Source organism: Mesorhizobium sp. AD1-1 (assembly GCF_020164655.1).
Taxonomy (GTDB): Bacteria; Pseudomonadota; Alphaproteobacteria; order Rhizobiales; family Rhizobiaceae; genus Mesorhizobium; species Mesorhizobium ciceri.
Genome location: NZ_JAIUGP010000017.1, coordinates 61,748 through 83,166 on the forward strand (window position 1 = coordinate 61,748; position 21,419 = coordinate 83,166).

Genomic DNA, 21,419 nt, shown 5'->3' on the forward strand with positions numbered 1-21,419 from the left:
CAATTCTTGCACGGGCGGATCGCGCTTGCCTCCCCGCACAACTCCTGCGAGATTCAACATTTGGCGCATCGGGGGGTGCGGCAGGGGAACCCCGTGCGAATACTCGACCATGCTTGATCTGAAGACCGTTCTGGTTGTTACGTTTGCAACCGCAAGCCTGCAGGCCGTCACCTGGTTGTTTGTGTGGCTGGCGTGGCGCCGCCTCTATGAGTTGAAGTTTCTTGCGGCCGGCTTCGTCGCTATCGCGGCGGGGGTGCTGCTGATTCTCCTGCGTGGGGAGCAGCCGGCGGCCTGGGCCATCGTGCTCCACAACACGATCATCAAGCTAGGCCTGGTGTTGCTGGCCGAGGGTCTGGCGCGCTTTCTGGGACAGCCACGCTATACCTGGATCAGCATTTCACTGCTGATTTTCCAAATTGTCGCATGGAGTGCCGCCCTCGCGATTGATCCAGGCGACATTGCTATACGCATTCACGCATCGACCTTCTTTACGGTCGTGATGATGTCGGTGATGTGTCTTGGGCTGATGCGGGACCGGACGCAACCAACCCTCCTGCGCTGGATCACGATCGGTGTGCTTGCCGAGTATATCGCGGCTAGCGTTCTCCAGAGCATCATCGAATACCGGCTGCCGGTCGATTTTCAAGGCGCCTCAGTTCTGGCCGACCGCAACGCCTGGTATCTGCTGCAGGGCGCGCTGTTCCTGATCGCCTTTTTCGGCTGCCTGCTGTTCATGGTCAGTTCGCGGCTGTCCTCTGCGCTGCTGGAGAAAAATATCGCCCTGTCGCGGGAGGTACGGGAACGACGACGGCTGGAAAGCCGGTTGAACGCGAGCCTGGCGGCCGAACGTGTGCTTCGCGACGAGCAGGCGGACTTCATGCGCGTCGTCAGCCACGAGTTTCGCACCCCGCTCGCCATCATCCGCAACGCGGCCGACATGATCGGCCTTGTCGGCCACAAGTCGCCCGAAGCGACACGAGAACGGATTGCCGGCATTGGCGAGGCGCTCGATCGCCTGTTTTCCCTGATCGACCGCTTCATGGCCAATGATCGCGACAGCGGGTTTCAGCCGGAGATGATACGCGTCGGTTTGCTTATTGCCGATGTGCGGCTGCATTTCGGGATGACCGGGCGCGGCGAGCGCCTGATCTTTACGGCGGATGACGACGCCGTTTCGCTTGTCGCCGATCCCGAGATGCTGGCGACGGTCCTGATCAACCTCATCGACAATGCGCTCAAATATTCGTCGGAGGACCAGCCAGTGGATATCGATGTGCGCAGCGAAGGTCGAAGTGCGGTCATTCGGGTGCGTGACCGTGGCATCGGCATTCCACAGGCTGAGCTTCACAAGATCGGCAGGCGCTTTTTCCGGGCCTCCAATACGATGGCGGTAACCGGAACCGGTCTCGGCCTCTATTCTTCGCGCAAATTGCTGGCCTATCACGGCGGCAAGCTGCAGTTGCTCGCCAACGACGACCAGGGCATTACGTCCATCGTCAGCCTGCCTCTGGCAGGCGAGGCAACGGATCGACTTTCGCCCGAGGAACTGACCGCATGACGCATATTCTGATCGTCGAGGACGAGCCCCGGCTGCGCAAGGATCTGGCGGATTTCCTGGAACTGACGGGCTTCACGGCCGAAGGCGTCGCCACGGCAGGGGAATTGCGCCAGACGCTGGCCAACGGCAGCTCGCCCGCTGTCATCATCCTCGATGTCGGGCTGCCCGATGGGAACGGGTTCGATCTGGCAACCGAAATCCGCAAATCACATGCCTGCGGCATCATCATGCTGACGGCGCTCGGTGACAGCGACGACCGTATCCGTGGCTTTGAGAGCGGCGCCGACATCTACCTGGTCAAGCACAGCACGCTGCGCGAGATCGACGCCGCAATTCGCAGCCTGCTGCGACGGACGGGAGCCCCGCCCGACTCTGCCAACGGCAGCAGCGATCGGTGGGTGCTGGACGGCACGAACTGGATGCTGATCGCGCCCAATCACCGTTCGCTTAAACTGACGGCGGCCGAGTTCGCCTTCATGAACGTGCTCTGCAACCGTAGCGGCGAAATCTGCCAGCGCGAGGATCTGGTGGAGCTTGTCGCCCGTCCCAGGTCGAACTTCGACAACAGGCATCTCGACGCAGTCGTCAGCCGGCTACGCCGCAAACTGGAGGAGCACATCAGCTTGCCCGCGCCGATCAAGGTCGTCTATGGCGTTGGCTACATCTTCACCGCGGCCGCCGCCGTGCAATGAACGTCTGCTCAACGGCTGCTTCCAGACCGAAGCATCGACTGGTCATGGCGCGGCAGGACCTCGATGTGCAGCCTGCAATGTCCGCTCTCAGGAAGCCACCATGCCCGCCCCTAAGACCGAGATTGCCGCCATTCGCAACCTGGTCAATGACGCTCACCGTTGGCCCATAGCGGAACACCCTCAGCTTACTCCTCGCCCTGCTTCTGCGCGATGATGTCGAGCCGCTCGCGGTCGGAGCGTTCGCGCTCGTCGCGGTTGCGCACGTCCTTGTAGGCACGCTCAACCATGTTGGTGCGGGCGGTCGCGGTGGCGATGAGGCCGGCTTCTTGCTTCGCGCTTGCCAGGTTCGCCTCCTGGCGCACGACCGCTTGGGCGATGCGGCGGTGGTAGAGATCGGGGAACAGGGCGGAAAGCGAATCGGCCTGGTCGAAATGGCCGACCAGTTCCCTGGCTTCAGCCTCGGCGGCACTGGCCGCGGCAAGGAAGGTGGCGTGGCGGGTTTCGTGCAGCGCCTTCAGCTGTTCCTGCACCTTGACCAGTTTCTTCAGGCGGTCCTTGCGCGTGCTCATGGTCATCTCGCCAGCGTCAGGTCGACGAAGCCGTCGACGAACAGCGACAGCATGGTGCCGACGGCGAAATAGAAGATGATCATGCCGCCGGCGATGATGAAGGGCTGGGAGATGAAATAGATCGGGATCTGCGGGGTCAGCTTGTTGACGAAGCCGATCGTCAGATTGACGAGAATGGCATAGGCGACGAACGGGCTGCCGAGGCGGATGACCAGGAAGAAGGTGTCCGACACCGTGTCGGTGACATCGACGAGGGCTGCCTGCGGGTTGAAGAAGATGTTGACCGGCGCGACCGTGTAGGAGGAAACCAGCGCGCGTATTATCTCGTGGTCGAAATCGAACACGAACAGCATCAACAGCGCCGAGAACGAGATGATGGCGGCAAGGGCTGCCTGGGGTTCGGGCTCCTCGATCGCCGGTCCGCCGGTGCCGCCATAACCGACCAGCATGGCGATGGCCGAGCCCATGAAGCGCAGGGCTTCCATGTAGAGCCTGGTCATGGCGCCGATCAGGCCGCCGACCAGAAGTTCCGAGATGATCATCGGCACCAGGATCTGCGGGCGCGGGTCGACGAAAGGAAAGATCTTGTCCCACAGGAAGGCGAGCAGGCCGCCGGTGGCGGCGACCGCCACGAACAACCTGACCTGGACCGGGACGCGGGCGCTGGACAGGCCCGGCATCAGCATGAAACAGGCGCCGATGCGGCAGAAGGCGAGGAACGCCGCGATGACGACGCCTTGCGACAGCACGCTCACGATATGGTTCCGAGCACCCTGATCTCGACGCCCTTGGCGATTTCGACGTGGCTGAGCACCGGCAGCGTGGTGAACAGCCGCTCGATGATCATGCGCACATAGGGGCGGGCGTCGGGCGCGGTGACGAGGACGAAACGCTCGCCGGCTTCCAGATATTTCTTGATCGCCTTGGTCGCGTCCTGGCCGAACTCCTCGAGCTGGCGCGGGTCGATGTCGAACTCGCGCACCTCACCCTTGGCGTCGCGCTTGAGGCTCTGGTGGAAGGCGAGATCCCAGCGGTTGCCGAGGCGAAGCACCTTCAGCACGCCGCCCTCGGACAGGTCGCCGCAAATCTGCTGGGCCATGCGGATGCGGACATGTTCGACGATCTGCTCGGTGCGGCGCACATGCGGCGCGATCTCGGCGATCGCCTCGATGATCAGGTGCAGATTGCGGATCGAGACGCGCTCGGCGAGCAGCAGCTTCAGCACCGCCTGCAGGCCGGGATAGGAGATGTGCGTGGTGCAGATCTCGTCGGCGAGCTTGCGGTATTCCTGGTCCTGGCGTTCGAGCAGCGCCTTCATGTCCTTGTAGGACAGAAGCTGCGGCAGGTTGTTGCGGATGACCTCGGAGAGATGGGTGAGCAGCACCGACATGTTGTCGGCGAAGGTGTAGTTCTCGCGCTTCAGATCCTCGGCGAAGGCTTCGACCACCGAATAGGCGCGCATGCCGAAGGCCGGCTCGCGGATTTCCTCGCCCGGTATCTCGGGTATGTCGCGATTGCCGAGCAGCACCATGATCTCGCCGACGCGCATCTGGTATTCGGCCACCACGGTGCCGTGCACCTTGATCTGGTAGCTCTTCGGCGGGATGGCGAAATCGTCGGCGACACGCACTTCCGGCACGACGAAGCCGTACTGGGTGGCGAATTTCTTGCGCATCTTGCCCATGCGGAAAACCAGTTCCTGATGCGACGTCAGCAGCCTTGTCGACAGCTGCTTGCCGATCAAAAGCTCGATCTCGGCGGTGGCGAGCGAGGCCTTGACCGAGTTCTTCTCCTCCTCGACCTTGGTCGCCTTTTCCTGGTCCTTGATCGCCTCGGCTTCGGCGAGGACACGGTTGGCGCGCATCGGGATGACGTAGCCGAGGCCGGCCATGCCGGCGGCCAGCGCAAAGAACGGGAACAGCGGCAGGCCGGGCATCAGGCCGAGCAGCACCAGCAGCGATGCCGCGACATAGAGGGCGCGCGGGTGGGCGCCGAGCTGGCCGAACACCGCCTGGTTGGTCGAGCCGCGGGTGCCGCCCTTGGAGACGAGCAGGCCGGCGGCGAGCGACACGATCAGCGCCGGGATCTGGGTGACGAGGCCGTCGCCGACCGACAGCTTGATGAACACGTCGGCGGCTTCGCCCATGCCCATGCCGTGCCTGATGTAGCCGATGGCGATGCCGCCGACGATGTTGATGGCGGTGATGATGAGGCCGGCGATGGCGTCGCCGCGCACGAACTTCGAGGCGCCGTCCATCGAGCCGAAGAAGGAGCTTTCTTCTTCCAGTTCGCGGCGGCGCAGCTGCGCGGTCTTGTCGTCGATCATGCCGGCCGAGAGGTCGGCGTCGATCGACATCTGCTTGCCGGGGATGGCGTCGAGGGTGAAGCGGGCGCCGACCTCGGCGATACGCGTGGCGCCCTTGGTGATGACGATGAAGTTCACCACGATCAGGATCATGAAAACGATGAGGCCGATGACGAAGTCGCTGGCCATCACCAGCTTGGAGAAGCCGGCGATGACATAGCCGGCCGCATGTGTGCCCTCATTGCCATGCGCCAGGATCATGCGCGTGGTGGCGATGTTGAGCGACAGCCGCAGCATGGTGGCGATGAGCAGCACGGTTGGAAAAGACGAAAAATCGAGCGGCCGCTGGATCCACAGCGCCACCATCAGGATCAGCACCGAAAGCGCGATCGAAAAGGCGAGGCCGACATCGATGAGAAAGGCCGGGATCGGCAGGAACAGCACGGCAAGTATGATGACGATGCCGATGGCGAAGAAGACGTCGCGGCCGTTCTTGGCGGCCGCGCCGGGCTGAATGCTTTCGCTGATCGCCATATCGTCCCCAAACCCCATAGACTGCCGAGCGCGCGACAGCCCTGTGAGGGTAGTCCGCCAAGCTTGCGCGAGGGTGGGAGACTGGCTAGTTCGAACGATCATGCGCAGGTCGCCGTGTCGGCCGGCCTCGTAAAGAAGGCAAACCTCATGCTTCTGATCATCGGTACCATCCGCTTGCCGCCAGACAAATTTGAGGAAGCCAAGCCCGCGATGGAGCGCATGGTTTCCGGCAGCCGCGCCGAGCCCGGCTGTCTCGAATATTCCTATGCGCAGGATGTTTTCGATGCCGGGCTCATCCGGGTCACGGAAGTCTGGAGCGACAGGGCAGCGCTCGACGCGCATTTCCGCTCGCCGCACATTGCGGACTGGCGTGCGAGCTGGCCGGCGCTTGGCATAGGCGAGCGCAACCTCGTGCTCTATGAAGCCGGCGAGCCCATGCCGACCTGAACGGTCCATCGGCCGATCGATATCGCGCTGTCGCCAACATGGTGTCTGTCGGCATTGTGGTTGCCATGCCGTGCCGCCGGGCGTATCAGGCTGGCTTTCCACTGCCTTTCGATATCGGCGAGCCGCCCCGGTGCTTTCCAGAAACCACAGCGAAGTCTATGCCCGCCGGCTGCGCGCGGTGCTGATCAGGTCGTTGCCCCTGCTCGAGGCACGCGGCATCGTGGTGGTCATCCTCGCCGGTGTCGTAGGCGTAATGGCTGGCATATTGGTCACGGCGATGAGCCAGATCGTGCAGGACCTGCACGGGCTGCTGTTCGGCGTTCAGCCAGGCGGCCGGCTTTCCGGCATGTTTTCGCTCGCCAATCCGATGCAGGCGCTGATACCGGCGATCGGCGGCATACTGCTGGGGCTGACGGTGGTCTGGCTCCGGATACGGAAATTCCGCACACCGATCGACCCGATCGAAGCCAATGCGCTCTATGGCGGGCGCATGTCGCTGACCGACACCTTCATCATCGCCGGCCAGACGATGATCTCCAGCGGTTTTGGCGCCTCGGTCGGGCTGGAAGCCGGCTATACGCAGGTTGGCTCCGGGCTGGCATCGCGGCTGGCGGGCATCTTCAGGCTGCGCCGCAACGATGTCCGCATCCTGGTCGGCTGTGGTGCGGCCGGCGCCATCGCCGCTGCCTTCGATGCACCGCTGACCGGCGCCTTCTACGGCTTCGAACTGGTCATCGGCATCTACTCGGTCGCCAATGTCGCGCCTGTCATGACCTCCGCGATCTCAGCCTCGCTGACCGCTGAAATGTTCGGCGGGGTGCCTTTCCCGCTCGAGCTTTCGGGTCTGCCGGCGCTCACCGCCAGCCAGTATGTGCCGTTCCTGCTGCTCGGGCTGCTCGGCGGTGCCGCCTCGATCGCCATCATGCATCTGGTGACGCTGATCGAGCGCGGTTTCGCCAGGCTGTCGATCGATGCGTCGCTGCGCCCCGTCATTGGCGGCGTCATCGTTGGCTTGTTGGGGCTGATCACGCCGCAAGTGCTGTCCAGCGGCCATGGCGCGCTGCATCGCGAATTCTCGATGAATTACGGGCTGGCCGTGGTGGCCAGCGTCTTCGTGCTCAAGCTGGCGGCGTCGGCGGTCTCGCTGGGGTCGGGTTTTCGCGGCGGACTGTTCTTTGCCTCGCTGTTCCTCGGCGCGCTGCTCGGCAAGGCGTTCGCGGATGTGATGCTTGTTATTTCTCCGGCAACCGGCATCGACCCTGCCGTCGCCGCCGTCGTCGGCATGACGTCGCTCGCCGTCGGTGTCGTCGGCGGTCCGCTGACGATGACCTTCCTGGCGCTGGAATCGACCCGCGACCTGACGCTGACCGGCGTCGTGCTGGCCGCCTCGATCATGTCGGCCATCCTGGTGCGCGAAACCTTCGGCTACTCGTTCTCGACATGGCGCTTCCATCTGCGCGGCGAGACCATCCGCAGCGCCCACGATGTCGGCTGGATGCGCAGCCTCACAGTCGGCTCGATGATGCGCAAGGACATCAAGACCATCTATGCCTCGACGACGCTGGCAGCCTTCCGCAAGGAGGTGCCGCTCGGCTCTGCCCAGCGCGTCATCGCCGTCGATGCGGGCGACCACTATGTCGGCGTGCTGATCGTGGCCGAACTGCACAGCGATCCGTCCGATGGCGAGGTGCCGGTGCGCGATCTCGCCAAATACAAGGACGCGGTGCTGGTGCCGAGCATGAACGTGCAGGCCGCCGCGGAAACATTCCAGCGGGCGGGCGCCGAAGAACTCGCCGTGGTCGAGGATTTCACCGACCACATCGTGCTGGGCCTGTTGACCGAAGGCCATCTGATGCGGCGCTATGCCGAGGAACTCGACAAGGCGCGCCGGGACCTGTCGGGCGAGGGGTAAGCGGGCAAAAGGGGTTACGGGCTTAATGCTCGATCGGCCCCTTGGCCATCACAAGCGCCGTGCCGGCGGTGGTCGGGCGCTCGATCATGCGTCGTACGCGGGGCGGTTCGTCGCCGCTGTGCAGGGCCCGCACGCGTTCGCCGATGACGGCGTCGGCATGGGTGATGCGTCCATTGTGCCTGATATACTCGATCCAGGTCGGCGTGTGATAATGCTCGATCCATACGGTGGGATTCTCGAGATCGCGCGCCAGCGTCCAGTTGCGGGCGCCGTCACGGCGGCGGATGCGGCCGCGTTCGGCCATGATGGCGAGGAACTCCGGTTCGTCCTCGTGGCGGATCACATATTCGATCATGATGGCGATGGGACCGCTGCGCGGCTTCAGGTCAAGCGCCAAATGCGGTTCCTTGAAGCGATTGAGCGGGTCGAGGTTGAGCACCTGCTGTTGCGGCAGCGGTAGCAAAAGACCGATGGCGCCGCCGGCCAGCATGGCGACGCTGGCGGCGATCAGCGCGGTTTCGGCGCCGTGCGCATCGGCGACGACGCCCCAGATCCAGCTGCCGAGCGCGATGCCACCGAAGGTCGCGGTCTGGTAGACCGACAGCACCCGGCCGACCACCCAGCGCGGCGTCGCCATCTGCACCGTGACGTTGAAATGCGAAAGCGCGATCACCCAGCAGGCACCGCCGACAAGCAGGCCGAGCGATGTCTGCCAGGCATGCTGGCTGACGGCGGCATTGAAGGCGCAGACGGCGAAGCCGGCGAACGCACAGCGGACCATCGTCTCGCTGGAGAGCAACTGCCGCAGCCTGACGCTGATCAAGGCGCCGCCGACCGCGCCGATGCCGAAGGCGCCGAGCATGATGCCATAGGTAAGCGCATCGCCCTTGACGACGTCGCGCGCCACCAGAGGCAGCAACGCAAGCACAGCGCCTGCACTGAAGCCGAACGCAGCACCCCTGACCAGCACCTTGCCGATATTGGGCGACATGGCGACATAGCGCAGGCCGGCGCCCATGGCGGCCCCCAGCGACTCGCGCGGCAAGGTCGATACCGGCACGTTCGGCTTCCAGCGCGCCAGCACGACGATCAGGCCGATATAGCTCACCGCGTTCGCCGCGAAGGCGGCTGCCGCACCGGCGGCGGCGACGATGATGCCGCCGATCGCCGGACCGACGCTGCGCGTCAGGTTAAAGCCCATCGAATTGAGGGCGACGGCCGCCGGCACCTTGTTGCGGGGAACGATATCGCCGACGGAGGCTTGCCATGACGGGCTGTTGAGCGCGGTGCCGCTGTCGATCAGGAAGGTGAAGGCAAGCAGCGTCCATGGCGTGATCAGGCCCGAATAGGTGAACAGGGTCAGAAGCACCGACACCACCAGCATGAAGGTCTGGGCGACCAGCATCACCTTGCGCCGGTCGAAACTGTCGGCGATGGCGCCGGCGACCAACGCAAACAGCATGATCGGCAAGGTGGTCGAAGCCTGGACAAGGGCCACCTGATAGGGCGAGGTGGCGATCGTGGTCATCATCCAGGCGGCGCCGACACCCTGGATCAGGCCACCGAAATTCGAGACGAGACTTGCGCCCCACACGGCGCGGAAAATGCCGTGCCGGAAGGGCGCCAGCGCCGAGACGCTCTCGCTGTCCGGCTTTTCGTCAATCATTTGGGATTCCTGCCATGTCGTGCCTGCCCGTCAGACAATCCGTTTGCGCAGACCGTTTGCCGAAAGTAGGGCATGGCGCCGCAAAGGGCAAAAAAGCTCATGGTCCAACAATGGGATAGAGGCGGTCCAGGCCTTGTCAGCCGTGCGTGCGGAGGCGCCAAGGGGATCGGCGGCGTCTGTCTTCGGACAATTACGACGGCATGCCGCGGCACGCCTTCCCAAAACAGGTTAGAACCCGTTCTGGATGCGCTCGAAGATGACGTTGGTGAAGGCCGATATCTGGCTGCCGATGAAGGGGCCGGTCAGCGCCACCACCAGCATGATGGCGACGATCTTCGGCACGAAGGTCAAGGTGATTTCCTGCACCTGGGTCAGCGCCTGGATGAGGGCGATGCCGATGCCGACCACCATGGCGACCAGCACCACCGGAGCGGACGCGACGAGCACCGTCCATACCGCGTACTGGACGATGTCGAGAGCGTCGGCCTCATTCATGGGACTGGCTCTCTGTCGAAAGCGTCAGCTTGCCGCCTTGACCGAAACTCCCGGACCGACCGCGACTTCGGTGCCGTTCTGCAGCACGGCGATGAGACCGTTGCTGGCGAGGCGCACCGAAGCCACGGTGCCCGTCGTCAGGCCGTCGGCGGAGGTTATCGAGCGCCCGATCAGTGCGTCGGCCTGTGACAGCGCCGAGGACTGCATGATCTGATTGAGCTTGGTGTTGGTCTGCACCGATTGCTCGACCTGCGAGAAGGTGGCGAGCTGGGCGACATACTGCGTCGAATCCATCGGCTTGGTCGGATCCTGGTTCTTCATCTCGGCGATCAGAAGCTTCAGGAAGGACTGGTAGTCGACTGCTGTCTTCGAGGTGGACGCGGTGGCCTGATTGGCGCCGGTCGGAATCGTCGTCGTCATGTCCACGTTCATCAGTATCGTGCTCCCACAGCCAACGGGCGCTCGGCACCCGAAACATCGTCATTGCCACCCAGCGCGCGGCGTTCGAGCGGATAAAGTGCGCGGATCGCCTTCAGCGCTTCGTAGATATGGTCCTCGCCGACCATGCGGTCGATCTGTTTCAGCGCGCTGCAGATCTGGCCGTCCTCGAAGCTTGCCAGAAGCAGCGGCAGCGAACGACGGAACATCTCGCGTGCGGCGGCGGCACCGGCCGGGTTCATCAGCATGACCTGCAGGATGAAATAAAGCTGCTTGAGCGGTGTCGAGGCATCTTCGGCCTGGATCACGTGGTTTTCGAGCAGGAACTGGACGTCGTTCATCAATTCGACGGTGACCTTGCGGTCGACCCGGATGACGGCGCCGTTGATGTAGATCTTTTCGTTCGGCTTCAGCGATATCTTCAGCGTGTTGGTCATTGAATGCCGTCCCTGATGATCTGGGACACCTCGATCAGCCCTTCGAAATTGTTGGTGCGGCCCTGACGGATGTCCTCCGCCTCGCGCAGCAGCCACAGGCCGATGGAAATGAGGTTGGCGCGCAGTTCCTTTGGCAGGGCGTTGTCGCTGGAGCCAAGATCCTCGACGAAGGCGGTCCAGACGCGGTTGGTGAAGTGAAGCGCCTCTATCGCCTCCATCGAACCGTGGCCGGCCACTGCTGCTGCCGCCAGCATGTCGATCGAGCGGGTCAGGAGCTCGCGCTCGCGGTCCTTCGCGTCGGCAACGGAGTTGCTCTGGATGTCGGCGTAGGAGAATTGGTACATCGTTGGGGCTCTACCGTTCCGTTAAGCGTTGTCAGGTCAGGTAATTCAACAGGCTGAGCTGCTGCAGGCGTGCGGTCAACGCGAAAGACGTTTCGATGTGCTGTGTCAGATCCGCGACCCGTGTCGCGGCTTCGGCCGGATCGACGGCTTCCAGGTCGAGAATGTGCCGTTCGAAAAGGTCGACCTGCGTTTTCATCCGATCGTTGGCATCGGAAACCCGCTTCTGGACGATGCCGGTCTCGGATTGAAGCTGGCCAATGCCGCTCAGCGCTTCGCCAACCAATGTGGTGGAGCGGCTGACAACCGTATTCTTCGCCGCCTGGCTGATGTTGCTGGACATCAGGCTGCTGACCATGGCTGCCGCCATTGCGAGCTTCTGGATGCCGGCGCTGTTGGCGCTGGTCGACGTCGGTGTGGTTTCGTTGAGTGCGATGCGGCTGACGATCTGCTGGTCGGTGGCGTTCGACCAGTTGCCCTGCCAACCAGCGCCCGTGAACTGCGGGGCGACATCATTGGTGATGAAATCGTCCATCTGGGCAGCCGTGATGTCGGCCGCGAGCGGATCGTCCTGGGTGAAGCCGAAATTGGCGACGAAAGCGGCGTCGAATGCCGCCTTGGCGGGGGAGCCGGCAGCTGTGAAGTCGTTGATTGGCTTGACGTCGGTGTTGGTGCCGGCGAACAGGTATTCGCCATTGACGCTGGTGTTGAGGATCGAGGTCAGCTGCTGGATGGTCGCCTTGCCGGAGGATTGGGTGAGGCTGTTGGACGAGTCGCTTGAGGAGGCGGTGGTCAGGGCGGACAGGAACGTCTGAGCGGCGGTCGAGAGTTGACCAAGCGAGGTCTGCGTCGAGGAGAGCCGGGCGCCGACCAGGCCGTTGGAATCGATGATGACGTTGAGCCGGTCAAGATCGCGCTGGAAAGTGACGGCCTGGGTGGTGCGCCCGCCGAGAGCCAGGCCGACGTCGGCGACCCTGCCCGTCGAGGATTCTTTCGTGGCTTTGACGAGTTCGGCCTGCATGCGCATCTGCTGGGAGCGCATGGCATTGGAGATTGCGGCCGAGGAGACTGAAGTCATGGAATTATCCCACCGCGTTGAGCAAGGCCGTCATCATGTCGTCGACGGTTTTCATCATCCGGGCCGATGCCTGGTAGGTGTGTTCGAGGTCGAGCAGCAGCGACATTTCCTGGTCGACATTGACCCCGGTCGCGTTGGACAGCGCCTCGGCGCTGCGCGACGCCAGTGCTTCCTTGGTGTCGGAGGCGGTCGAAGCCTGCTGGCGCACGCCCTCGAACCAGCCGATCGAACTGGCGGCGTAGTCGGACACGCTGGACGTTGCCGAAACCCCGGCGGCGGGGTCGAAAGTCATCGGCTGGTCGAGCCGGTCGCCATAGGCAACCAGAAGGGTGGAATAGGATGCGCCACCGCCCGTGTTGGCGACGTAGGCCGCACCGTTGGCTCCGCCGTCGCGCAGCAGCATCGGGTTGCCGCCGGTGCTCGGGTCCATCGCTGCATTGACGCTGATGGACGCGGCAAGGCCGTTGACCAGCGTGCCGGCCGCCGGCACGGCCGGCGCACCAGACCAGGTGAACAGGCCGGCGGCGTTGGCCATCGAGGGTGCGGTCTCGGCAAAGGCTGTGATCAGGCCACGCGCGGTCTCGTCGAGCTGGCTCTGCATGGTCGAGGCGACGCCGTCGCGCAATTGCAGCAGGCCGGCAAGCGTGCCGCTGGCGCTGGTGTTGCCACCGGCTCCCGCCGAGATCGGCACATTGTCGATGTAGACGGCATTGCCGGCGGCACCCGCGGTATAGCCTGCCGACGCCGCGAAGGTGACCGTGCGCGGTATCGTCTCGAACAAGGTCGTGCCGTCGCCGGTGGTGATGACCATGTCATTGTCGCCTCGCGTGAAGGTCGACACCGGGACATAGTTCGAAATCTTCTTCAAAAGCGCATCGCGCTGGTCGAGCGCATCGGAAACGTCGGTGCCGGAACGGGTTCCGGACATGACGGCCGTGTTGGCATCCTGGAATTGGCCGAGCAGCGAGTTCAGGTCGTCGACGGCGGTGGCAATCTGGCCGTCGGTCTGGGTGCGGAAATCCTGGACTGCCTTGGAGCCCTCATTGAGCGAGCGCACGACCTGTTTGGCGGCGTCGATGACGGAGGCGCCGAGGTTCTGATTCGACGGCGAGGTGGCGTAGAGCTGCAGTGCCTGCTGCAGGTTGGCGATCGCAGTCGAGGGCGAGGACGCATTGTCGACGCCATTGACCGCAACACCCAACTGATCCATGCCGTTGTAGAGAGCGTTCTGGCCGCTCCAGGCCGACAGCGCGGCGAGATTCTGGCGAAACAGAAGCTCGTTGGCTGCGCGCTGGATATCGACCGAGCGCGCACCCGGCGCCGTGCTGGTGACGACGGCCTGGCGCCGCGAATAGTCCGGGTTGGAGGCGTCGGCGACATTGCGCGAGACAACGCTGGTCTGTCGCGCGGTGTTCATAAGCGCCGACTGGGCGATACTCAATGCGGTAGACAGTGACATGCGGGTCTTTCGCGGGCGACGCCCGTCTTATCTCTTCAGGTTGACAAGGACGTCCATCAGATCGGAACCGGTCTGGAAGACTTTCGAATTGGCGGTGTAGCTGCGCTGCGCCGCGATCATGTTGGTCAGTTCTTCGGCGATATCGACGTTGGAATTCTCGAGCGCGCCGGAGATGATGGAGCCGAGCTTGCCTTCATTGGCAAAGCCGACACGAACCGCGCCGGACTCGGTGCCTTGCGAATAGACGTTGCCAGGCAGCGCCTTGAGCTGGTCCGGGCTCTGTACGTCGGCCAGCGGGATCTTGTAGAGCGGCTTGGTCGAGCCGTCCTTGTACTGGGCGTAGATGGTGCCGTCCTTGCTGATCTGGACCTTGTCGATGGTGCTCGGTGCGTTGCCGTTGACCTGGGCGTCGGAAACCGTGAAGCCGGTGCCAAGCTGGGTCAGCGCCGACAGATCGAGATTGAGGGTGGCGCCGTTCGGCACGGTAAATGAAACGTTGGTGGGCGTGCCGGTGAGCTTGCCGGTGGTGGTGTCGAAGGTCAGGTTGGCCGAGCCCAGCAAGCCGCCGGCGGTGTAGGGGAACGATGTTCCAGCGGTGGCCTTCGACTGATCGAAGACCGCCACCTGCCAGGTGCCGGCGCCGGTGTTGGTGAAATAGACGTCGAGCAGCTTCTTGTTGCCGAGATTGTCGTAGGCGACCATGGAGGATTTCGACGTGTATTGCGCGGTCGCAGCGTTGGCGGCGGGCAGGTTGGCGGTCGCGACCGGTGTCGCGCCCGCCGGCAGGTTACCGGCAAAGCTGCCCTCGGTGCTCGGCGTTGCGGTCATGCCCTGGTCGGAGATGACAACCGGGACCAATCCCTCGAAGCCGTTGACCGTCGCTGCCGGTACGCCGTTCTCGTAACTGTAGGCCATCAGCTGGAAACCGGCCGAGTTGACAAGCCTGCCCTGACCGTCGGGAACGAAAGCGCCGGCTCGGGTCAGATAGGGGGTACCGCTCGGATCCTGAACGACAAAGAAGCCATCGCCGCTGACGGCAAGGTCGGAAACCGAGGTCGTGTACTGAAGCACGCCCGGATCGCTGACCGCCTGACGGATCGTCGTGGTGACGCCGCCGGAATTGTAGGCGCCGCCGGTCGACGGCATGACCAGCGTCGAAAATTCGGCGGAGGACCGCTTGTAACCCGTGGTATCTGAATTGGCGATGTTGTCGGCGACCGTCGACAGGCGGTTTGCCTGCGCGTTCATGCCGGAAACGCCGGTCCGCATCATTCCATAGAGGCTCATCGAAACGTCTCCGCTGTGTCCATGCTGCTGGCTGCGAGGCTACGCATGTTTTCTTGCGCGAGGCTGGCGCGGCGCTGCATCAGAAGACGAGCCGGTAGCCGAGGAAACGCTTGGAATCGATCGGGTCGGTGCCCAGCTTCTCGCGCAGCTTCTTGCGCAGTTTGCTGATGTGGCTTTCCACCACGTTCTCCTCGACCTCTTCGTCGAAGATGCCGTAGATGGCGTTGAAGACCTGGGTCTTGGTGACCCGGCGTCCGCGATTGCTCGCCAGATATTCGAGGATGCGGCGCTCGCGGCGCGGCAGGGGGAGGGGCTGACCGTCGATCTCGGGGTCGCGGCCGTCCATGAAGATGCGCATGGCGCCGATCTCGGTGTAGGCGACGTCTTCCTGGGCGCGGCGGCGGATCGCGGTGATGCGGGCCAGGATCTCACGGATATGGACGGGCTTGCGAATGACGTCATCGACGCCGCTCTCGAACAACCGCAGCGTGTTCTCCAGCGAATGCTGTTCGCTCAGCGCAATCACCGGGGCGCCGGTGCGGTCGCGGATCTGGCGCGGAGAGATGGAACCTTCGCGGCAATCGCCGATGAGGAAGGCCCTGACCGAGCGCAGATCGGTGTCGGCGGCCGAATTCACCCACTCACCGAATTCGCCGGATGCAAAGCCTGCACAGGCGATGCCCTCACGATCGAAAAGTGAATTGTATCCCTCTGTTACGAGCTCGCGCTCGTCAACGATCACAATCATCGGCCCCGCCTTCCGAATCAAATCATTTGCCCCGTGAAGAGAGGCCTATCCGCTGGCGAGAATCCTGAACAACCGTCATTTCTTGTAGCTAGTTTCTTGGGAGTCTGGAATCGTATCGGTTGCATTAGCGTGCAGCCAGATACGCATTCGGCGCCAAGTTTTGGCCAGGCCAGAACAACAATTCGGGGTTGTGTGGTAGGTCTATTAGTAATGGAAAATGCGCTTATGGATTGCAGAATCCGCGGGCGTTCGCGGTCCATTTTCCAAAGCCGGTGGCGACCATGTTGGCAATGACGCGGCAGACATAGATCTTCTGCGCCGGGTCATTGTCGGGGCCGGCATGATAGCGGGCCACGGCCATCGACCAGGTCTCGTGACGGGCATGAAGGCTGGCCAGGAAGCGCGCCGCATAGTCGACATTCTGACGTGGGTCGAGCATGTCCTCGACGCTGCGAAAATGCGATGCGTGGTAGTGGTGATTGATCTGCATGCAGCCCAGATCGATCAGGGTCTTGCCCTCGCGCCGGGCATTGGCGAAGGCGGCAAGGGCCTCGGTCCGGCTCCTGGGAAAGACTGCTTTTCCCTCTATATTCAAAGCGTTGGGTTGAAGGCTGCCCTTGTTGCCGGTCTCCGTCAGGCCAACGGCATAAAGGATGCCGGCGGGAACGCCATAGCGGTCGGCGGCGCGCAGGATTTCCGGCTCGCAAGGGTTGGTCGTGGCTGCGGCAGCTGTTACCGCGCTAGATAAAGATATCGCCGCCAGCGCGCTCGCGAGAAGGCGAAGTGCCGCGGCCGTAGTCCTGCGCGTCATCGTTGCGGTTCCCTGAGGATTGCTGACCCGGTTGCTGGCCGCCGGCTCCACCATTGCCGCCGCCCGAATTCCCCGGTTGAAAGGATGCTGGATCGCGGCCTGTTGCCGCCGCCAACGGAGCGGTTGCATCCGTCCGGGTTGCAGCGGGAACAGCTACCGAGGGTTGCAGTATCGTGACCTTGTCAACCTCGAAGCCGAGCCCTCGCAGCGACTTGACGATGGCCTCGCTGTCGGCGGACAGTCGACGATAGGCATCGTGTGTTTCAGGCTTCAGCTCAATCGAAAGTTGTTCCCCGGAGAGGCGAAGATTGGCCGTCACCATGCCGAGTTCGGCAGGGTGAAGTTCGATCTTCAACACATGTGTCGGAACGGCAACAGAGCTGGCCAGATGGGTGGTCGTGGGTGAGGCTGAAAGCGCCTTTTGCGGCCCGGCGTCGGCGGCTATGGCGTTGATCACATTGAGGGCCGCCTGGCTGATGGGACCCTGCGGCGGCGCGGGGAAGCTCCGTTCCGACACCACGTCGATGCGCGCGGCGGACAGGGACTGTTTTCCGGCTTCGGGACGCATCGAGGACTGCACATCCTCGATGCTCCTCATCGCATTCGTGGTGGGCTTCGACGGCACGCCGGGCACATCGGCAGCCGGCGCGTCCGACAGCTTCCGGGCCGCCGCTGTGACGTCGCGTTTTGGCGCGCTGGAGGCAGCGCTCGGCGACTGACCGTCAAGCGCCGTCAAAGGTCCGTCGACGATCGACGCCTGCTCCGGCTTCGACATGGTTTCGAGTGCTTCGCGTCCGCCCGACGATTTTGAGCGGTAGGTCTTTGGCAGTGCAGCCTGTCCGCCGAGCGCCGGGTCCGACGGATTCTCGCCGGTGGCCGCATTGCCCCCCGCTGCCTTGGCCGCTGTCGAGAAATGCCGCAGGTCATGAAACGCGATCAGCAGCGGCAGGTCGTCCTGAAGCGGCGCGGTATCCGACGCCGTCTGTTCGGCGTCGGCCTTGTGCGCCTTTGCTTCCAATTCGTCCTTGCCGGTTTTCACGCTTGCGCCTTTGGCCGAGGTGGTCCTTCCGGGCTCGGCCGATGCCGGTTCGACCTTGGCGCCATGCCCGGCGAGGCCGGCAGCGAGCTTGCTCCAGCGCCGGTCGCGCGATCCCGCCTCTGTCGACGCCTGCCGTTCCGGGCGGGCATCGTCGCGCAGCATTTTGCCGAAGCCGGCGTCATCGTTTCTGCCGTTCGCGGCAGGCTGCTCCGACGTCGCGCGCGTGGAGGCAAATCCTGGCAAGGCCGAGCCGAGGCTGGTGGTCATTTAGGGGCGGCTCCAAGCATCTGGTCGATCAGGTCGAGCTGTCGACGTGTTCTGGTCATGGCGGCGTCGGTCGGATCGGCGGGCTCTGGACCGGCGGCGGGCGAAGGTGCCGACGCCGGCACGACGGTCGCAGGCTCGGCGGATGTGGCTGCAACTGCCGCCGTGTCCGGCGCATTGGCGGCCGGTCCGCCGGAGGCCGCGGTGGCGGCGGGTTGCTCCGAGATGGCGCCTTCGACCGGTGGCAAGCTACTGTCATCGGCGTTTTGCGGCGTGGCGATCTCGGGAGCCGGAGGTTGCTCGGCCGCGACAGGGGCAGGCTTTTCCGCCGGAAGGGCGGTGGGCGGCGCGACGACCTCGCCGGCAATGGCCTGAGCAGCGTCGAGCAAGGCGCGGTCGCCCTCCGACAGCCGGCTGCGATCGATCTTGCCGAGCTTGGCACGAATGTCCTCGATTGTGCCCGAGGTGACGGTGGAAAGGCTGGCATAGAGCAGGGCGCGTGGATCGTCCTGATTGGTGTTGCCGTCGCGGCCCTGCTCGGCCCGCGCCGAAGCGAAGGCCGAAAGGTCGTTCAGGCCGTCTATCGCGGCACGGCGGGCGATGCGCAGATAGATCACCTTCTCGCGCTCGGGATCCATCATCGAGGTGATGTCGCCCAGCTTGTCCTGGCTGATCGACATGTGCAGCGCGATGACGCCGGAGACAAAGGAGTCCGCGAACTGGCTGGCATAGGGCGAATAGAGGTAGCGCTCGACATACTGGGTGGAAGCAAGGGCGAAACGTGCCGCGTCGCCTTGCGCGACTGCAAGGCCGACCGAACGGCGAAGTGCCGCCTCCTCGACCAGCGTGCCGGGGCTGAGCAATCTTGCCTCGTCGAGCAGACCGAGTGCGGTCGCCGGTTGATCGCCGGCAAGCAGCGAGCCTTTGACCAAAGCGAGGAAGGCGCCGAGATCCGGAGGCAGCGCCATGGGATCGATCGGCCTCAAGGCTTCGATAGCCTTGCCGGGCCGGCCGTTGAGGTACTCAATCACGCCTTTGGCGATGGCAAGGCTTTGCGGGTCCGCCGTAGCGCGCGACGTGGCCGCTTCGACGGTCACCGGGTTGCCGCCGCTCATGCCGTAGACAAGCAGGGCCCGAAAATTCTTGGGATCCTTGTAGTCCTCGGCATTCGCCGCGCGCAGGCGCGCATCCGTCATCTCGAGCAGCTTGGCCTGCATCGGCAGGGCGGCATGATCGCCGGCGGCTATGCGGTCCTGGATGAGCTGCAGCGAGCGCACCAGCTGATACGGCTGCAGGGCCTCCTGGGCGAAACCAGTGGACGGGTGTCCGCCGGCCAGCAGCAACAGGCCGATCAACCGGCGGGTGACGGCCGCTCGCTTCATCCGCCGGTCGCCATCAGGATCTCGATGCGGCGGTTCGCGGCGGCCAATGGATCGGCTGCTATTTTCGGCTGGCGGTCCGCGAAACCGGCGACCTCGGTGATGCGGCGTTCGTCGACGCCGCCGCGCACGAGCATGTAGTACGCGGAATGCGCGCGCGCCGTCGACAGCCGCCAATTGTCGTAGCTGTCGCTGCGGAACGGCCGGGCATCGGTGTGGCCGTTGATGCTGATGGTGCCCTTCTGGCTGTTGACGATGCGGCCGATCTTCTCCATCGCCAGCACCAGTTCGCGTCTCGGCAACGCCGAGCCGACCTCGAACATGCCGAAGTCGAGCTGATCGGTGATCGAGATGACGACGCCCTTGTCGGTGGCTTCGACCGAGACGCCGTCGTGCAGCTTGTCGCCAGGCTTGAAAGCATCGGCCAACTGCCGCTTGACGTCGGCCGCTGCCTTCACGGCAGCAGCGGTTGGCGCCTTCTCCCCGATGTCGGGCTGGACGGCCTTTTGCGCCTCAGGCTCAGCCTTTGCTACCGCGGCCTTGGTGCCGTCCGGTTTCGTCTCGCCGGCCAATGCCGTGGCAGGGTTCGCGGCCTGTTTACTGGTCGCGTCCTTTGCCAGTGGCTCGAGCGGTGCCGCGACAGGCGGCACGGCTTTGACTTTGAGCACCTGCGTTTCGGCGGTCTTGTCGCCGGGCTTGGCCGGATCGCCCTCGATCTTGGTGCGCTGGGCGCTGGCCTCGGCGCCGGGCGCGGCGACCTGCTGCGACCAGAAATCCGGCTCGAAAGGATCGCGGTAGGAGGCGCCACCGGAGGCGCCGGTAGCCGGGCCGGCAGCCTGCACGCCGCCATCGCCTTTCTGGCTGACATTCTGCATGACGCCGGTATCTGTGGCGATTTCCGAAAGCACCGCGTAGGGGTCGGCGAAGAGATGGTCGTCGGAGTGTTCCGCCTGCTGTGGCTCCTGCTTGTCCTGCTTGCGCTCCGACGCGCCCGCGCCGGCATTGCCGTTCTGTCCGGCTTTGCTGGTCGCCTCTTGCGGATCGTCGGCCGTCAGTCCCATGGCGCGCGGGCCGTCGCCGAGATCCTCCAGGCCCTTGCGGCTCGAATTGCGGTCGACCAGCTTGACCGGGTTGAAGTAGCTGGCGACGGCTGCCTTGGTCTGCTCGTTGGCGGCGTTGATCAGCCACATGACCAGGAAGAAGCACATCATGGCCGTCATGAAGTCGGCGAAGGCGATCTTCCAGACGCCGCCATGGTGGGCCTCGTCATGGTCGTCATGACTGCGCCGCACGATGATGATCTCGTGGCGGCCCTGATCGGCGTTGGCGACGCTCATGCCAGGACCTCCGAGAGGGTCGTCGACCATTCGGCCATGCGCGTTTCGAACACCGCCTCGTCGATAGCCACGGTCAGGTCGAAGCCTGGGGCCTCGACAAAATCGAGATTGGCGGCGCGGGGTCCGAGCGATGCCTTCAGTGTTTCGAACATCGAGAGCGGGCCGCGCACGACGATGCGCACAGCCTCGGCGTCGCCAACCGCTTCGCGGACGGCGTCTGCCAACGCATCGATCGAACGTTTCTGCAGATCGTCGCTGACGATGCCGCCGATGATGCGGGCGACCGTGCCGGCGACAAGTCCGGTCACGCGCGCCTCCATCGCATCAATGTGCAACGAGACCGCCTTGCCGACATCGTCGCCAAGGCTTTCGAGAAATATCCTTGCTTCCTCAGCACTGGCCTGGCGTTCGGCTTCGAGCGCGGCGTCATGCGCAGCCGCCAGGCGGCCCTCCAGCGCTGCCTCCGCCTGGGCAACCGCCTCGGCGATCAGCGTGCCGATATCGGCTTGCGGCGCCGGCGTGTCGGGCTTGTGTTCGGGATCGACTGCTGCCCGGGGCTGGCCGGCACGCTGCGCGCGCGTGCCGAAATCAGGCAGAAGGTCGAAGAGGGCTACGGAAGGCAT

General features: G+C 64.1%; 21 protein-coding genes. 4 read left to right on the plus strand and 17 right to left on the minus strand.

The annotated features are described in order from the left end of the window. The first annotated feature begins 25 nt into the window (after positions 1–25). Positions 26–1,558, plus strand: a complete 1,533-nt coding sequence (locus tag LB519_RS26235; protein ID WP_224621544.1) for a sensor histidine kinase — start codon at positions 26–28, stop codon at positions 1,556–1,558. Then, positions 1,555–2,250 carry a response regulator transcription factor gene (locus LB519_RS26240; protein WP_013529766.1) on the plus strand — a complete coding sequence of 232 codons (696 nt, stop codon included), beginning with the start codon at positions 1,555–1,557 and terminating at the stop codon, positions 2,248–2,250. The genes LB519_RS26235 and LB519_RS26240 overlap by 4 nt, the downstream gene beginning before the upstream one ends. A 185-nt stretch (positions 2,251–2,435) precedes the next feature. Here LB519_RS26240 and LB519_RS26245 read toward each other — a convergent pair whose 3' ends face one another. From LB519_RS26245 to flhA, 3 genes are read right to left on the minus strand one after another with little or no spacing between them, the layout of a single operon-like run. Next, the gene (locus tag LB519_RS26245) at positions 2,436–2,819 is read right to left on the minus strand and encodes a hypothetical protein (protein WP_224621545.1); all 384 of its coding nucleotides are present in this window, start codon (positions 2,817–2,819) and stop codon (positions 2,436–2,438) included. A gap of 2 nt (positions 2,820–2,821) precedes the next feature. After that, positions 2,822–3,574: a flagellar biosynthetic protein FliR gene (gene fliR / locus LB519_RS26250; RefSeq protein ID WP_013529768.1), complete on the minus strand. Its 753-nt coding sequence runs from the start codon at positions 3,572–3,574 to the stop codon at positions 2,822–2,824. After that, a complete protein-coding gene (gene flhA, locus LB519_RS26255; protein WP_224621546.1) occupies positions 3,571–5,658 on the minus strand; it encodes a flagellar biosynthesis protein FlhA in 2,088 nt (695 codons plus the stop codon). The genes fliR and flhA overlap by 4 nt, the downstream gene beginning before the upstream one ends. 147 nt (positions 5,659–5,805) lie before the next feature. Between flhA and LB519_RS26260 the strand changes: the two genes are divergently transcribed. Next, on the plus strand, positions 5,806–6,105 hold the full coding sequence (locus LB519_RS26260; protein ID WP_224621547.1) for a putative quinol monooxygenase: 300 nt from the start codon (positions 5,806–5,808) through the stop codon (positions 6,103–6,105). Between the two features lie 130 nt (positions 6,106–6,235). Next, the gene (locus LB519_RS26265; protein ID WP_224621548.1) at positions 6,236–8,017 is read left to right on the plus strand and encodes a chloride channel protein; all 1,782 of its coding nucleotides are present in this window, start codon (positions 6,236–6,238) and stop codon (positions 8,015–8,017) included. Between the two features lie 22 nt (positions 8,018–8,039). Here the strand turns inward: LB519_RS26265 and LB519_RS26270 are convergent, their stop codons facing one another. The 14 genes from LB519_RS26270 to LB519_RS26335 all read right to left on the minus strand — a co-directional run bounded on the left by LB519_RS26270 (position 8,040) and on the right by LB519_RS26335 (position 21,419). After that, positions 8,040–9,683, minus strand: a complete 1,644-nt coding sequence (locus LB519_RS26270) for an MFS transporter (RefSeq protein ID WP_224621549.1) — start codon at positions 9,681–9,683, stop codon at positions 8,040–8,042. A gap of 228 nt (positions 9,684–9,911) precedes the next feature. Beyond that, positions 9,912–10,178 (minus strand): flagellar biosynthesis protein FliQ, encoded by a 267-nt coding sequence (gene fliQ, locus LB519_RS26275; RefSeq protein ID WP_013529773.1) that lies wholly within the window; start codon positions 10,176–10,178, stop codon positions 9,912–9,914. Between the two features lie 24 nt (positions 10,179–10,202). Then, positions 10,203–10,610 carry a flagellar hook assembly protein FlgD gene (gene flgD, locus LB519_RS26280; RefSeq protein ID WP_013529774.1) on the minus strand — a complete coding sequence of 136 codons (408 nt, stop codon included), beginning with the start codon at positions 10,608–10,610 and terminating at the stop codon, positions 10,203–10,205. After that, a complete protein-coding gene (flbT, locus tag LB519_RS26285; RefSeq protein WP_013529775.1) occupies positions 10,610–11,053 on the minus strand; it encodes a flagellar biosynthesis repressor FlbT in 444 nt (147 codons plus the stop codon). The genes flgD and flbT overlap by 1 nt, the downstream gene beginning before the upstream one ends. Further along, on the minus strand, positions 11,050–11,397 hold the full coding sequence (gene flaF / locus LB519_RS26290) for a flagellar biosynthesis regulator FlaF (protein WP_013529776.1): 348 nt from the start codon (positions 11,395–11,397) through the stop codon (positions 11,050–11,052). Before flaF ends, flbT begins: the two co-directional genes overlap by 4 nt. Positions 11,398–11,428: 31 nt before the next feature. Continuing rightward, positions 11,429–12,472 carry a flagellar hook-associated family protein gene (locus tag LB519_RS26295; RefSeq protein WP_013529777.1) on the minus strand — a complete coding sequence of 348 codons (1,044 nt, stop codon included), beginning with the start codon at positions 12,470–12,472 and terminating at the stop codon, positions 11,429–11,431. A gap of 4 nt (positions 12,473–12,476) precedes the next feature. Then, entirely contained in the window at positions 12,477–13,931 is a 1,455-nt protein-coding gene (gene flgK, locus LB519_RS26300; protein WP_224621550.1) for a flagellar hook-associated protein FlgK, read from the minus strand. Positions 13,932–13,958: 27 nt separating this feature from the next. Then, a complete protein-coding gene (locus LB519_RS26305; RefSeq protein WP_013529779.1) occupies positions 13,959–15,218 on the minus strand; it encodes a flagellar hook protein FlgE in 1,260 nt (419 codons plus the stop codon). A gap of 79 nt (positions 15,219–15,297) precedes the next feature. Further along, positions 15,298–15,966: a response regulator transcription factor gene (locus LB519_RS26310; RefSeq protein WP_013529780.1), complete on the minus strand. Its 669-nt coding sequence runs from the start codon at positions 15,964–15,966 to the stop codon at positions 15,298–15,300. A 223-nt stretch (positions 15,967–16,189) separates the two neighbouring features. Next, positions 16,190–16,777, minus strand: a complete 588-nt coding sequence (locus tag LB519_RS26315; protein WP_164753690.1) for a transglycosylase SLT domain-containing protein — start codon at positions 16,775–16,777, stop codon at positions 16,190–16,192. Further along, positions 16,707–18,083, minus strand: coding sequence for a flagellar hook-length control protein FliK (locus LB519_RS26320; protein ID WP_224621551.1), 1,377 nt, complete (start codon positions 18,081–18,083; stop codon positions 16,707–16,709). The genes LB519_RS26315 and LB519_RS26320 overlap by 71 nt, the downstream gene beginning before the upstream one ends. Then, on the minus strand, positions 18,080–19,462 hold the full coding sequence (locus LB519_RS26325; RefSeq protein WP_224621552.1) for a chemotaxis protein MotC: 1,383 nt from the start codon (positions 19,460–19,462) through the stop codon (positions 18,080–18,082). Before LB519_RS26325 ends, LB519_RS26320 begins: the two co-directional genes overlap by 4 nt. After that, positions 19,459–20,796: a MotB family protein gene (locus LB519_RS26330; protein ID WP_013529784.1), complete on the minus strand. Its 1,338-nt coding sequence runs from the start codon at positions 20,794–20,796 to the stop codon at positions 19,459–19,461. The genes LB519_RS26325 and LB519_RS26330 overlap by 4 nt, the downstream gene beginning before the upstream one ends. Beyond that, positions 20,793–21,419: a hypothetical protein gene (locus LB519_RS26335; RefSeq protein WP_224621553.1), complete on the minus strand. Its 627-nt coding sequence runs from the start codon at positions 21,417–21,419 to the stop codon at positions 20,793–20,795. Before LB519_RS26335 ends, LB519_RS26330 begins: the two co-directional genes overlap by 4 nt.

Excerpts from the sequence above, each read along its gene's own strand:
- LB519_RS26330 (WP_013529784.1), bottom strand. The coding sequence starts at position 20,796 with ATGAGCGTCGCCAACGCCGATCAGGGCCGCCACGAGATCATCATCGTG.
- flbT (WP_013529775.1), bottom strand. The coding sequence starts at position 11,053 with ATGACCAACACGCTGAAGATATCGCTGAAGCCGAACGAAAAGATCTAC.
- fliQ (WP_013529773.1), bottom strand. The coding sequence starts at position 10,178 with ATGAATGAGGCCGACGCTCTCGACATCGTCCAGTACGCGGTATGGACG.
- LB519_RS26320 (WP_224621551.1), bottom strand. The coding sequence starts at position 18,083 with ATGACCACCAGCCTCGGCTCGGCCTTGCCAGGATTTGCCTCCACGCGC.
- flaF (WP_013529776.1), bottom strand. The coding sequence starts at position 11,397 with ATGTACCAATTCTCCTACGCCGACATCCAGAGCAACTCCGTTGCCGAC.
- LB519_RS26240 (WP_013529766.1), top strand. The coding sequence starts at position 1,555 with ATGACGCATATTCTGATCGTCGAGGACGAGCCCCGGCTGCGCAAGGAT.
- LB519_RS26245 (WP_224621545.1), bottom strand. The coding sequence starts at position 2,819 with ATGAGCACGCGCAAGGACCGCCTGAAGAAACTGGTCAAGGTGCAGGAA.
- LB519_RS26335 (WP_224621553.1), bottom strand. The coding sequence starts at position 21,419 with ATGCCTTCCGTAGCCCTCTTCGACCTTCTGCCTGATTTCGGCACGCGC.
- LB519_RS26325 (WP_224621552.1), bottom strand. The coding sequence starts at position 19,462 with ATGAAGCGAGCGGCCGTCACCCGCCGGTTGATCGGCCTGTTGCTGCTG.
- LB519_RS26260 (WP_224621547.1), top strand. The coding sequence starts at position 5,806 with ATGCTTCTGATCATCGGTACCATCCGCTTGCCGCCAGACAAATTTGAG.
- flgK (WP_224621550.1), bottom strand. The coding sequence starts at position 13,931 with ATGTCACTGTCTACCGCATTGAGTATCGCCCAGTCGGCGCTTATGAAC.
- LB519_RS26295 (WP_013529777.1), bottom strand. The coding sequence starts at position 12,472 with ATGACTTCAGTCTCCTCGGCCGCAATCTCCAATGCCATGCGCTCCCAG.
- LB519_RS26315 (WP_164753690.1), bottom strand. The coding sequence starts at position 16,777 with ATGACGCGCAGGACTACGGCCGCGGCACTTCGCCTTCTCGCGAGCGCG.
- LB519_RS26310 (WP_013529780.1), bottom strand. The coding sequence starts at position 15,966 with ATGATTGTGATCGTTGACGAGCGCGAGCTCGTAACAGAGGGATACAAT.
- flhA (WP_224621546.1), bottom strand. The coding sequence starts at position 5,658 with ATGGCGATCAGCGAAAGCATTCAGCCCGGCGCGGCCGCCAAGAACGGC.
- flgD (WP_013529774.1), bottom strand. The coding sequence starts at position 10,610 with ATGAACGTGGACATGACGACGACGATTCCGACCGGCGCCAATCAGGCC.
- LB519_RS26305 (WP_013529779.1), bottom strand. The coding sequence starts at position 15,218 with ATGAGCCTCTATGGAATGATGCGGACCGGCGTTTCCGGCATGAACGCG.
- LB519_RS26270 (WP_224621549.1), bottom strand. The coding sequence starts at position 9,683 with ATGATTGACGAAAAGCCGGACAGCGAGAGCGTCTCGGCGCTGGCGCCC.